Genomic DNA, 13300 nt, shown 5'->3' with positions numbered 1-13300 from the left:
TCATTGAAACATACTTGAGTTTCAAAGGAACATCAAGCTGAGTTTGTTTTCTAACTCTAATTTTATTTACAATTTTAAGTATTTGATTTTTATATTTATTATTTAATTTTAAATAATTGGCATCTTATTTGCAAAATATAGGAAAGAAATAAATTATTGGGGTATAAATCATGTTCTTTAAGCAGTTTTTTGAGCAGGAAAGTTCGACTTATACATATATGCTTGGGTGTGAAGAAACACGAGAGGCTGTTTTAATTGACCCAGTCGCATCAGATATGGAGATTTATACAAAAGAATTAGAGCAGCATCAATTTACGCTCATCTATACCTTAGATACACATGTTCATGCAGACCATATTACTGCTGCAAATTTACTTCGGGAACGTTTTCATTGCAAATCAGTTTTACACCGAAACTCTGATGTAAATTGCGGAGATATTTTAATTACAGATGGTTGCACGCTTAAACTGGGCAACCACAGTATTGAAGCACGTTATACCCCAGGCCATACCAATGCTTGTACGAGTTATTTGGTAGGAAACATGGTTTTCACTGGTGATGCATTATTAATTGATGGCTGCGGTCGAACTGACTTCCAGCAAGGTAATGCAGGCACACTTTATGACAGTATTCATAAGCAACTTTTCAGCCTACCAGATGAAACTGTTGTGTATCCGGGGCACGATTATAAGGGGCGTTTATCTTCAACGATTGGTTATGAACGTTTAAAAAATTCACGTTTAGGTCAGAATCGCTCACGAGAAGATTTTATTAAATTGATGAATAATTTAAATCTGCCATACCCAAAACAAATCGATAAAGCACTACCTGCCAATCAGGCCTGTGGTTCAATTTCACAATCATAAGGTGGCGATATGGAACTTAAACGAGTTAATCAAGAATTTTATGTTGCTGACCAGATTGCTGCTAATGACGTCGCGAAAATTGCAGATCAGGGAGTAAAAACACTGATATGTAACCGTCCAGATGGGGAAGGTGCAGATCAACCCAATGTAATTGAAATTGAAGAAGCAGCTCAGCAATATGGCCTAAAAGTGATTTATCAGCCTGTGACCAGCGGCAAAATTACTGACCAACAAGTTGCCGAGTTTAAGCAGCTTTATCAGAATGCCCAGAAACCTGTTTTAGCGTATTGCCGTTCTGGTATGCGTGCAATCAGTTTATGGGCTTTGGCCGAAGTTGCTCCAAAAGATGCAGCACTGTTAGTTGAATCGGGGAATAAACTTGGTTTTAACTTAAAAGGCCTAGTTCCACGTATTTTAAAACGAGATCATGAATCAGCCACAATTCCTTGCTATAGCGTTGTGATTGTTGGTGCTGGAGCAGCTGGAATTTCTGTTGCATCAAGCTTACTATCTCGTGAACCTCATTTAGATATTGTCATTATTGATCCAGCAGACACGCATTATTATCAACCGGGCTGGACCATGGTCGGTGGTGGTATTTTTAAACCTCAAGTAACCGCACGTTCCATGGCAAGTGTGATTCCTGCAAAAGTAAAATGGATGAAAGCCGCCGTTGCTGGATTTGACCCTGAGCACAGTCAGGTTATTTTGGAAGGATGCCAACCGATTCAATATAAAGCGTTGGTTGTCTGTCCTGGTTTAAAACTCAATTGGCATGGCATTGAAGGCTTGGTTGAAACCTTAGGTAAAAATGGGGTGACGTCTAACTATCGATACGACTTAGCGCCCTATACATGGGAACTGGTGCAACAGCTAAACGGTCGAAAGGCAATCTTTACTCAGCCGCCTATGCCGATTAAATGTGCAGGTGCTCCTCAAAAAGCAATGTATCTTTCAGCCGACTATTGGTTAAAGCAAGGCAAACTCAAAGATATCTCTATCCATTTTTATAACTCAGGTGGTGTTTTATTTGGTGTGAAGGAATATGTACCTGCACTAATGCAATATGTCGAAAAATATGGTTCAGAACTGCACTTTAACCATCAAATTGTCAAAGTAGATGGTCCTGCAAAAAAAGCATGGTTTAAGGTCGTGAACGATGAAAATGCAGCATTGGTCGAAACTGATTTCGATATGTTGCATGTTGTTCCACCGCAACAGGCCCCAGACTTTATTCGTGCAAGTACTCTTGTTGATGAAGCAGGCTGGGTGAGTGTGAATCCTCAAACTTTACAACACACACAGCATGCCAATATTTTCGCTTTAGGTGATGTAATGAATGCGCCTAATGCAAAAACGGCTGCTGCTGCACGCGCACAAGCTCCGATCGTTGCGGTAAATGTTCTAGCTCAACTGAACGGTGAGCAGAATTTCTGCGAGTACAACGGCTATGGTTCATGTCCACTTACCGTAGAGCGTGGAAAAATCGTTCTGGCTGAGTTTGGTTACGGCGGCAAATTACTCCCAAGTTTTCCAAAATGGGTAATTGATGGGCAAAAACCATCTCGTTTGGCATGGCTGCTTAAAGAGCAGATTTTACCTCCGATTTACTGGCAAGGCATGCTCAAGGGCCGCGAGTGGATGGTCAAACCTGAGCGAGGATAAACAAAGCAACGCTTTGTCCGAGCGCAAGGCGAAAGCTGTGCTTGAGCGGAAGAGGATAAGTAAAGATTAATAATCTTTACCCTGAGAAGCGACTAAAGCTTCGCAGATTTATTCACTCATTAACCAGCAGTCTACTGCAAATAATGTATATGCAATTTTAGGCTTTTGATATGTTATTACTTGTCGTTGAAGGCATCGTGATTGGCTTTTTACTTGGTCTTACGGGCGCAGGTGGAGGCATTCTTGCTGTACCTGCGCTCATGACCAGTCAAGGCTGGAGTGTGGCTCAAGCTGCACCGATTGGGTTATTGGCGGTTGCACTTTCTACTCTCATTGGAACCATTGAAGGCTTATTTAAAAAGATAGTTCGTTATCGCGCTGCTATTTGGATCGCCCTAATTGGTACCCCTATGGCACACATCGGTATTTTAATAGCCAACGCGATTTCACCTGTTTGGCTCATGTTAATGTTTAGCTTAGTCATGTTTACAGTAGGCTATCGACTTATTAGTAACCGAGTATCAGACTTTCATAACCCGCCGTGTCAGGTCAACCCAAGTACGGGACGCTTTATTTGGAATTTTAAAACGGGAAGCGTTCTTGCCAGCATCGGGATTATCGCGGGGCTTTTAACTGGCATGCTAGGAGTTGGTGGCGGCTTTGTAATTGTGCCAGCGCTTAGAAAAGTCACAAATTTGGATATGCATAGTATTGTTGCAACCTCACTTATGATTATTTTTCTCATCAGTGGAATGAGTATTGTGATGCATATTGCAGAGGGTTTTCACTATCCAGTAGGCATTACTAGTGCATTTGCACTCGCATGTGCATTCGGTATGTTATTAGGACGCCGAGCTATTCGTTTTATTCCGTCTGCAATTGTGCAAAAAGTCTTTGCTTTAATGGTTTTTGCTGTCGCAATTTATATGGTAATTAAGATAGTTAATCTAACAAATATCTAAGTAATATAGTATTTTAACTATCTCTATAGTTAGCAATTTTCCAAAGATGAGAAGTTAAAATTATCTTGGGAAAAATTGATTTAAACCATTTAAATTTTTGAGAAAGCGAAATGAAGCGAGTTAACGTGGCAATTTGTGGTTTTGGACGGATTGGGCAACAAATTGCAGAGCTTCTTTTAAATCGATCAACATACTATCAACAAAAATATCAAATTGATGTCCGTTTAGTAGGAGTATGCAACTCATCATCAGGTTTAATTGATCAAGAAGGTTTACAAGCTGCAAAGTGGCTAGATAAAACACAGTATCAAGCAGGTCTAACTGAGCAAAAGTTTTTAGAACAGGTTCAAGCGGATGTCATTATTGAGACAGGGCCAAGTGACTATGTGACAGGTGGAAAGGGTTTATTTTATTTAAATTATGCTTTAACACATAGCATGAATGCGATTGCGGTATCTAAAGGTGCGTTAGTCGTCGAAGGTAAAAAATTAATTAACTTGGCACATCAACATAATAAAAAACTATTTTTTAGCGGTGCAACGGCTGCGGCCTTACCGACTGTTGATTTGTTTGAATATAACTTAGCAGGCTGTCAAATTTTAGAAATAGAGGGTGTTTTTACTGGCACCACAAATTTTATTTTGAATGATATGTTGCAACATGAATGTGCGTTTGCAGAATCTCTTGAAAAAGCTCAAGCAAAAGGTATTGCGGAACCTGACAGTTCTTTCGATGTAGATGGATGGGATACCGCTGCTAAAATTACGATATTGGCAAATACTGTTTTAGGAGCTGATGTTAAAATTCAGGATATTCCAAAACAAGGAATTAGTCACGTTACGGCTGAACATATACGTGATTGGAAAAAAGAAGATTTAATTCCTCGTCTGGTCGGTTTTATTCATATTAAGAATCAGCAAATTCAAACAGGTGTTGAATTAAGATTAGTTCCAGCAAATCACTCTTTTGCTCATCTGCAAGGTTCCAATAAATGCATTCGGGTGTTAACGAAAGAAATGGGTGAATTTGTGGTTAGTGGAGGAGCATCCGCACCTTTAGCTACAGCAGCCGCAGCTTTAAAAGATTTTGAGCTGATGCTTAAAACGAGCTGCTAGAGATGAATTATGATTTATAAAAAAGCAGGCTTTTAGGCCTGCTTTTCACAACTTTTTTGACTATTAAATAACTTTTTTCCAATTTCGAATTTACTAAACATTAAGTAGTTACCAAGTAAAATTAAAAGAATTCCAAATAATGCATTTAAGGTCCACTCATATCCTTCAAAGAAGGTAGAAACGGTTAGAGCAACTAAAGGGAAGAGTAAAGTGCTATACGCTGCTTTTGAAGCACCAATTCGCCCAACCAGCGAAAAATAAGCAGAGAACCCAATAACTGTACCAAATACAGCCAAGTAAAGTAGCGAACTTAAAAATGGGAAATTCATCGGAGGCATTAAATCTTGGCCAGTAAATAAGGCTAGACTTAACATCACCAAAGATCCATAAGTCATGGCATAACAGTTCGTTGAAAAGATATTTAGGCCACGTTTTTGGTGTCTAACACTAATCATATTCCCTAAAGAAAAACCGTAAGTGCCAACCGCACATAGTCCAATACCCATTAATAACTGCGTATTAAACTGGCTATTAATCAGGTCATGCCAAAACAGTAGAACAATACCACCAAGTCCTAAAAGTGCAGCTAGAGCAAAGTTTGGTGAAGGTTTTTGCTTAAAAAAGATAAAAGCATTAATGGCATTAAAGAAAACAGCCATCGAAAAAATAACGGACTCTAAACCGCTATTTACATATTTAACAGCGGTATAAAAACAAATAAAGTTTAGGCCGAAAACACAAAGACCTTGCAGCATACAAAACAAATGGTCTTTTAAAGCAATTCGCTGTAATTTTCCTGAAAATAGTAAAACAACCCAAAGTAATAAGGCTGAAATAGCAAAACGCCATAAAATTGCGACGATGGGTGTTGCATAATGGCTCTGAATGGCAATTCCAATCCATGTTGTTCCCCAAATCAACACCACCGCAACATAGAGCAAAATATTCATAAGTTCATCCTCGATTACCAAACTTAAGTATCTAGGAATGCTTAATTTTTCACGTATATATTCTTGTGTTATACATGCAAGATCTTGCGCTTTTTATATAACTGAACTAGCTGAATTTTGCTGAATATGGTTAACTTAAGCTCAATGATATTCGTTTTAATTTTGCATGGCCTATCAAACTTTAGAACAGCTACAGCAATCTAAAGCCAAGCTTCACGAAACTGTGGTGCTTGATGAAAATATGCAACTTGCATTTTGGTCTAATGAGCAAGATCGTGTAAGTGTCTGTAGCGATCACCATACTTTAAGTCTTTATATTCAAGATGGCTATGAAAGCTATCAAAAAACACCTGCGGGCTGGAAAAATGGTGGCGGACCGGGTCGTTTTTGCTTATTGCCTGAACATCAGGAGTCGACTTGGGATATACGTGGCGGGCTTAAGTTCGTCCACTTGTATTATACCGACCAACATTTGCGTGATGTCGCCGAAAAAATATGGGACAAAGAGCCCAATCAAATTGAACTAAACGAAGTTGTTTTTAACGATGACGAAAAGATTCGTGCGCTATATCAGTTTTTCTTGTTAGATTGTGATTGGAATGATTCTTCAAACCATTTACAAATGAGTACCACTGCCAGTTTATTGTTGAATCATTTAATTCGAAGATATAGCAATGTTAAGTGGCAGCAGCCTGTCATTAAAGGTGGACTGGCACCTCATAAACTCAAATATATTCAAGACTGGATTGAAGGGCATTTAGACCGAGCACTCACTTTGTCTGATTTAGCAAATGTTGTGAATTTAAGCGAATACCATTTTGCTCATATGTTTAAACAGTCAATGAATATGGCGCCTCATCAATATGTCATGCAAAGACGCTTAACTAAGGCAAAAGGATTAATTCAGTCATCTCAACTTTCTTTACAAGATGTTGCTCTAGTATGTGGTTTTAGTTCAGCGAGCCATTTAAGTCATCGCTTTAAACAGTTTTATGGAATGAGTCCTTCACAGTTACGTTAAAAGACTCATGATTCATTTTTATAAAAGATAAACACCTAAACCAATCAATGCTGATGCAAAAATGACATATAGCACGTTAATGTTAAAGCGGAATAAGGCAATAAATGCAGCAATAGTAATTAAGGCTGCGATAACATCAAAGTGACTAGAAAAACCGTGTGGCCATAACACGTGATAACTAAAAAATAATGCTAAATTTAAAATGACACCAACCACAGCCGCGGTAATTGCAGTGAGTGGCGCCGTAAACTTAATTTCATTATGTGTAGATTCAATAATGGGTGCACCAGCAAAAATAAATACAAATGAGAAAAGGAAAGTAAACCAAGTCACAATGACTGCACCAAGTGCTCCAGCAAAAAATAGATGCTCGGGCCCAAGTAATGAATGATTAACACCTCCTAAAAAACCAACAAAGGCAACCACCATAATCAGTGGTCCAGGTGTAGTTTCACCTAAAGCCAAACCATCAATCATTTGCGTAGGTGAAAGCCATCCAAAATGATTTACAGCCCCTTGATAGACATAAGGTAAAACTGCGTAAGCCCCACCAAAAGTGAGTAATGCAGCTTTAGTAAAAAACCATGCCATTTGAGTATAAGAATGATGCCACCCAAAATATGCGCCTAAAGCTAAAATTGGCAATAACCATAAAACGATTGCCACAAAAATAAGTTTAGCTAACCGCAACCAATGGAATTTAGCATGCTCTGGTGTCGGGGTATCATCATCAATAAATGCCGGGCCATAATCTTTTTGACTAGCTTTATGCCCAGCGACTGAGGAAAATAGGTCTGGGTACTTTTTACTGGCTAAATAGCCAGCAATACCAGCTGATAGCACAATAAGCGGGAAAGGAAGCTTTAAGATAAAAATGGCAAGAAACGCAGCAATTGCGACGAACCATAAAAATTTATTTTTAAGCGAACGGCTACCTATACGGTACGTTGCATGAAAGACAATTGCGGTAACGGCAGGCTTGATCCCGTAGAAAATACCTGCAATAACGGGAACATCTCCAAATTTTATGTAAACCCAAGACAGTCCAATTAAAATAAATAAGGAGGGTAATACAAATAGAATACCTGCAACTAATCCTCCAGCAGTTCTGTGCATAAGCCAACCAATGTAGGTTGCTAATTGCTGTGCTTCAGGGCCGGGTAACAACATGCAGTAGTTCAGGGCATGCAAAAATCTTTTTTCAGATATCCAGCGCTTTTGTTCAACGAGTTCCTGATGCATTACTGCGATTTGTCCAGCTGGCCCCCCAAAGCTAATAAAGCCGAGCTTCAGCCAAAATAAAAAGGCTTGCCAGAAGGTGACCTTTCCCACTGAATCATCAGGGGTATTTTGTTGTTTTTGTTGCATATTATCCCCTAAAAAAATAATAGTAATTTTTACGTTTATGGCATAACGGAGTATGTTTTATAGCATACCAAACACAAATGTATTTTTTATGATAATAATTCAACTTTTATAGATAACTATTCATTAATTAATTGATATTCATTGAAATTATTTTTTTAACTAAAGTTATCGCTTTAAATTATTTCCAAAGTTGAAACATTTTAAACATTATTTGCTCAAGTTGTTATAACAGGTTGTAAGCCGTGAGCCAGCTACCCCAAGATCCCAAAAATCACAAGCCTCTTTACGATCAGTTAAGGGAACTCATCCTGAACAAAATTGTAAATGGTGAATATGCCGTGTTAAGTCAAATTCCATCTGAAAATGAGTTTGCTGAACAGTTCGGTGTAAGTCGAATTACAGTTCGTCAAGCACTCAACCAATTACAGTTGGAAGGCTATATTTTTAAGGTGCCAGGTAAAGGGACCTTTGTAAGCAAGCCAAAAACATTCCAGAACATTTCAAGTTTGCAAGGTTTTGCAGAAGCAATGTCATCTGCTGGTCACGAAATTTTAAACCGGGTCATCTCGGCCGAGCTTAAGCAGATCCCGATGCATGTTGTACCCAAATTAAAGTTACCTGTTAAAGCTAATGTGTATGAAATTCAACGTGTTCGTTTGCTCAACCGTCAGCCAGTGTCTTATGAGTTGACTTATTTGCCAGAACATATTGGTTTGAAACTTAAAGAAAAAGCGATTGATTTACGTACAACTGATATTTTTAAGGCATTAGAACAAGAGTGCGACATCCCTTTGGGACATGCGGATTTAAGCATTGATGCCACGGTGGCGGATGAAGAATTAGCGGCTTTATTGCAAGTCGAAATCGGAACTCCGGTATTACGGGTTGAGCGTTTGACTCATGACGCAAATGGCCAACCGATTGACTATGAATATCTCTATTTCTCAGGCGATACCTTCCAGTACCGTTTACGTATTCATCGTTAATAACTCAAATAAAAATAAGGATTTTACAATGGAAACTAAATATCTTGAGTTCGATATTGTGGTTATTGGTGGTGGAACTGCTGGACCAATGGCTGCGATTAAAGCAAAACAAGAAAACCCCAATTTAAAAGTCTTGCTCATTGAAAAAGCGAATGTAAAACGTAGTGGGGCGATTTCAATGGGAATGGATGGGCTGAATAATGCTGTCATTCCGGGCTACGCAACACCTGAGCAATACACCAAAGAAATTACCATTGCCAATGATGGAGTGGTTAACCAAACCACTGTATATGCATATGCAAAGCATAGTTTCACAACCATTCAACAGCTAGATCAATGGGGCATTAAATTTGAAAAAGATGAGACTGGTGAATTTGCAGTAAAAAAAGTACATCACATGGGGGCATATGTTTTACCAATGCCCGAAGGTCATGACGTTAAAAAAGTTTTATATCGTCAGTTAAAGCGTGCTCAAGTCAAAATTAATAATCGGATTGTCACCACAAAGCTTTTAAAAAATGAGCAAGGTGCAATCAATGGTGTACTCGGTTTTGACTGTCGTAGTGGTGACTTTTATGTCATTAAAACGAAAGCTGCCATTTTATGTTGTGGTGCCGCAGGGCGTTTAGGTTTGCCAGCTTCAGGCTACTTAATGGGAACTTATGAAAACCCAACCAATGCAGGTGACGGCTATGCAATGGCATACCATGCAGGTGCTGAACTTGCCAACTTAGAATGCTTTCAGATTAATCCGTTGATTAAAGACTATAACGGCCCAGCTTGTGCCTATGTGACCGGTCCTTTAGGAGGTTATACCGCCAATAGTAAAGGTGAACGTTTCATTGAATGTGACTACTGGAGTGGTCAAATGATGTGGGAGTTTTACCAAGAACTGGAAAGTGGTAATGGCCCTGTTTATTTAAAAGTAGATCATCTGGCTGAAGAAACAATTCAAACCATTGAAGAGATTCTACATACCAATGAGCGCCCAAGCCGTGGTCGTTTCCATGAGGGCCGAGGAACCAATTACCGTCAAGATATGGTGGAAATGCATATTTCAGAAATTGGTTTCTGTAGCGGACATAGTGCTTCTGGCGTATGGGTAAACGAAAAAGCCGAGACTTCGGTTAAAGGCTTATACAGTGCTGGCGATATGGCGGCTGTACCTCATAACTATATGCTTGGTGCATTTACCTATGGTTGGTTTGCGGGTGTAAATGCCGCGCAATATGTGAATGCAATTGAAGATAGCGAATTAAACCAAAGCGAAATAGAAGTAGAAAAAGCTCGAATATTTGCGCCACTGGATTGCTCAGAAGGTTTACCTCCAGAACAAGTGGAATATAAACTTCGCCGTTTTGTAAATGACTATTTGCAACCGCCTAAAACTCGCCAAAAAATGGAAATTGGGCTCAAACGTTTTGAAGAAATTAAACAGGATATTAAGCGAATCTCTGCAAGAAATCCACATGAGCTGATGCGTGCCGCTGAAGTTTCTTTTATTCGAGACTGTGCGGAAATGGCAGCCAGAGCCTCACTCTTTAGAGAGGAAAGCCGCTGGGGTCTGTACCACTATAGAGCAGATTTCCCTCAAAAAAATAACTCGGATTGGTTCTGTCACGCGCATTTGAAAAAAGATGAACAGGGCAACATGGTCAGTTTCAAAAAAACAATCGAGCCTTATGTCGTTTCGATTAATCAAGATGAAGCTGTGTCGTATGACCGTTTACGCATTCAAAAAGACGTTGCACTTGCAGACTAAATAAATCAGGAATTCAAATCATGGCTTTTATTTTTAAAGAAGTACAGCACCGTACTGTCGCACCAGTCATTATCGATGAAGATAAATGTATTGCTGATAAAGGATGCACCGTCTGTGTAGATGTTTGTCCAATGGACTTATTGGCAATCGATCCAACAACTCAAAAAGCTTTCATGCAGTTTGATGAATGTTGGTACTGCATGCCTTGTGAAAAGGACTGTCCAACGGATGCAGTCAAAGTAAATATCCCATACCTACTCAAATAATTAATTTGGAATACTTAACATGAGACAAAATAAATTGATCAATAAAAAACGATTACTTAGTAGCTTAATTGGTGCCATTGTACTTGGTACTTTGGGTTGCGGCAGTAAAACAGAAACTGTTCGTGTCGCCATTGGCACGCAAGACACGACCATTAACTGTGCAACAGGTGGGTTGCTCATTCGTGAATTGAATTTATTACCAAAATATTTACCCAAAGATGGTGAATACAAAAATGTTAAATATGACATTCAATGGAAAAACTTTACCTCTGGTGCACCACTTACCAGTGAGATGGTGGCTGGGCGTCTAGATTTGGGAGCAATGGCTGACTTTCCTGCTGTTAATAATTTAGCGGCCTTTAAAAAAGCTGGAAAAGAAAGCATATTTTTAGCGCCATTGTCAGGCAGTATTAATGGTAGCGGCAATGCGATTGTTGTTCCGATTGATTCAAAAGTCACTTCATTTAAAGAGCTAAAGGGGCAAACTATTTCTGTACCTTTTGCCTCAACTGCTCACGGACTATTATTGCGAGCAATTCAAGCTGAAGGTTGGCAACTTGATAAAGATATTAAAGTGATTGCTCAGGCGCCAGAAGTGGCGGGGCCTGCATTAAAAAGTCATAAGATTGCTGCGCATGCTGATTTCGTACCATTTGGAGAGTTATTTGCTTACCAAGGTTTTTCCAAAAAAATCTATGATGGTTCACAAGCAAAATCACCTACATTTCATGGTTCACTTGCCAGCAAGGATTATGCACAGCAGCATCCAGAAGTCATAAAAGCTTATTTACAGGCAACTATTGAAGCGAATCGCCTGATTCGGGAACAACCTGAAAAATATAGTGAATTTATTGCTGAAAAAACTGGTATTCCTGCCGAAGTTGTCTATCTGTTTCATGGTCCATTAGGTCTGCAAACTCGTGACTTAACTTGGAAACCTGAATATCGAAAAGCGACTCAAATTGCGATAGATACCTTAAAAGTTCTAGGCAAAAACGACGGTACGCTTGATGTAAATAAATTTATTGATGATCAATATATTAAAGATGCATTTCAGGCTTCTGGGGTTAATTACAGCCAGCAACTGGCTGACTATGCAAAATCACCTTTGGTTGCCAAGGACGCTTTAACGGGCCAACCCATCAAAACATTTGATCGGGTGACTCAAATTTGGGTAAAGGGTGAAGAAAAAGTTCGTAGCTATGAAACGCCTGAGCATGCTTTTTCTGATTTAAAGAAAATTCAAGCCGATGGAAAAACGGTGCGTGTGGTTTATAGCCAAGATCATCAGTCCGATATTAAATTGCTTGCCAATCTGGCATGGTATGGCACAGATAAAGCAGGGCAAATTCAGGCCTTTTTATTAAAAGATGATGCTGAAAAATGGGCTAAACAACAGGGTGGAAAAGTATATGACTTTAAAACTATTCAGCTTGTAACACAGAGCTGATGTGTTGTTTTACCTAATGAGCAGGAGGTGACGAATGAGTAGTTTAGTCCAAATAAAACCTAAAAACCAAAGTACATTTTTGATTAAATTTTTCCAACAATTGAGGTTATATCCAACGCATTTAAAAAGCTATGTCATTGCTTTCACATCTATAGCTTTCTGGATAGCAATTTGGCAAGGACTAGCTCAGTTTAAAATAAATTTAGGCATTGTGAACTTTAGCAATGTTCCGACACCTTTAGATGTCATTCATGCGCTTTGGGCTTTCTTTCAACTCAGTACTGCGTTTGAACATGTTGAATCTAGTGTCTTTCGCGTAGTGGTTGGTTTTGTATTGGCTGCTTTAATTGGTGTAGGTATTGGTTTGTTGGCAGGACGTTATCAAAAACTTGCTGCATTTCTAATGCCGCCATTAGAAGTATTACGTCCAATTCCAGCGGTAGCATGGATTCCTTTAGCGATTCTGATTTTTCCATCCTCAGAAGCTTCTATGATTTTTATCACTTTTATCGGGGCCTTATTTCCAATTTTATTAAACACTGTACATGGCGTTGGTGCAGTTGACCCAAGACTCATTGCATCTGCGAAAAGTCTAGGTGCTTCTGATCTAGCTATCATTTATGAAGTCATTATTCCGGGGGCCTTACCGAACATTATTACCGGTTTATCCATTGGAATGGGTACTTGTTGGTTCTGTTTAGTGACTGCCGAAATGATTTCGGGCCAACACGGAATTGGATATTTCACATGGGAATCTTTCACCTTGCAAAACTATAGCAATATCGTGGTCGGCATGGTGCTGATCGGAGCATTAGGTATGTTTAGCAGTACTTTAGTGCGCGTGATTGGAAACCGATTTACCCCATGGTATCAACTGAGGAAATCATAA

General features: G+C 39.2%; 12 protein-coding genes. 10 read left to right on the top strand and 2 right to left on the bottom strand.

All coding sequences use genetic code 11. The features are described from left to right. Nucleotides 1-170: 170 nt before the first annotated feature. The 4 genes from F935_RS06585 to F935_RS06570 all read left to right on the top strand — a co-directional run bounded on the left by F935_RS06585 (nucleotide 171) and on the right by F935_RS06570 (nucleotide 4608). On the top strand, nucleotides 171-866 hold the full coding sequence (locus F935_RS06585) for an MBL fold metallo-hydrolase (protein ID WP_016138197.1): 696 nt from the start codon (nucleotides 171-173) through the stop codon (nucleotides 864-866). Between the two features lie 9 nt (nucleotides 867-875). Beyond that, nucleotides 876-2531, top strand: coding sequence for a bifunctional protein tyrosine phosphatase family protein/NAD(P)/FAD-dependent oxidoreductase (locus F935_RS06580; RefSeq protein ID WP_016138196.1), 1656 nt, complete (start codon nucleotides 876-878; stop codon nucleotides 2529-2531). A gap of 170 nt (nucleotides 2532-2701) precedes the next feature. Continuing rightward, a complete protein-coding gene (locus F935_RS06575; RefSeq protein WP_016138195.1) occupies nucleotides 2702-3493 on the top strand; it encodes a sulfite exporter TauE/SafE family protein in 792 nt (263 codons plus the stop codon). Nucleotides 3494-3603: 110 nt separating this feature from the next. Further along, entirely contained in the window at nucleotides 3604-4608 is a 1005-nt protein-coding gene (locus tag F935_RS06570; RefSeq protein ID WP_016138194.1) for a homoserine dehydrogenase, read from the top strand. A gap of 32 nt (nucleotides 4609-4640) precedes the next feature. Here the strand turns inward: F935_RS06570 and F935_RS06565 are convergent, their stop codons facing one another. After that, nucleotides 4641-5558, bottom strand: coding sequence for a DMT family transporter (locus tag F935_RS06565; protein ID WP_016138193.1), 918 nt, complete (start codon nucleotides 5556-5558; stop codon nucleotides 4641-4643). Between the two features lie 166 nt (nucleotides 5559-5724). Between F935_RS06565 and F935_RS06560 the strand changes: the two genes are divergently transcribed. Then, nucleotides 5725-6579 carry a helix-turn-helix domain-containing protein gene (locus tag F935_RS06560; RefSeq protein ID WP_016138192.1) on the top strand — a complete coding sequence of 285 codons (855 nt, stop codon included), beginning with the start codon at nucleotides 5725-5727 and terminating at the stop codon, nucleotides 6577-6579. Nucleotides 6580-6597: 18 nt separating this feature from the next. Here the strand turns inward: F935_RS06560 and chrA are convergent, their stop codons facing one another. Further along, nucleotides 6598-7947, bottom strand: coding sequence for a chromate efflux transporter (chrA, locus tag F935_RS06555; RefSeq protein ID WP_016138191.1), 1350 nt, complete (start codon nucleotides 7945-7947; stop codon nucleotides 6598-6600). A 242-nt stretch (nucleotides 7948-8189) separates the two neighbouring features. On the opposite strand from chrA, the gene F935_RS06550 reads away from it, so the two are divergent. Genes F935_RS06550 through F935_RS06530 form a run of 5 tightly spaced genes read left to right on the top strand, consistent with a single transcriptional unit; the run spans nucleotide 8190 to nucleotide 13300 of the window. Beyond that, complete coding sequence (locus tag F935_RS06550) at nucleotides 8190-8933, top strand: GntR family transcriptional regulator (protein ID WP_000080816.1); 744 nt, start codon at nucleotides 8190-8192, stop codon at nucleotides 8931-8933. Nucleotides 8934-8961: 28 nt separating this feature from the next. Continuing rightward, nucleotides 8962-10695 (top strand): fumarate reductase/succinate dehydrogenase flavoprotein subunit, encoded by a 1734-nt coding sequence (locus F935_RS06545; RefSeq protein ID WP_016138190.1) that lies wholly within the window; start codon nucleotides 8962-8964, stop codon nucleotides 10693-10695. A 20-nt stretch (nucleotides 10696-10715) separates the two neighbouring features. Further along, a complete protein-coding gene (locus tag F935_RS06540) occupies nucleotides 10716-10961 on the top strand; it encodes a 4Fe-4S dicluster domain-containing protein (protein ID WP_000864073.1) in 246 nt (81 codons plus the stop codon). Nucleotides 10962-10980: 19 nt separating this feature from the next. Beyond that, nucleotides 10981-12411, top strand: coding sequence for an ABC transporter substrate-binding protein (locus F935_RS06535; protein ID WP_016138189.1), 1431 nt, complete (start codon nucleotides 10981-10983; stop codon nucleotides 12409-12411). A 34-nt stretch (nucleotides 12412-12445) separates the two neighbouring features. After that, complete coding sequence (locus F935_RS06530; protein WP_016138188.1) at nucleotides 12446-13300, top strand: ABC transporter permease; 855 nt, start codon at nucleotides 12446-12448, stop codon at nucleotides 13298-13300.

It is taken from the genome of Acinetobacter calcoaceticus ANC 3811, assembly GCF_000399665.1.
GTDB classification, from domain to species: domain Bacteria; phylum Pseudomonadota; class Gammaproteobacteria; order Pseudomonadales; family Moraxellaceae; genus Acinetobacter; species Acinetobacter calcoaceticus_B.
This window is presented reverse-complemented; position numbering and strand designations above follow the sequence as displayed.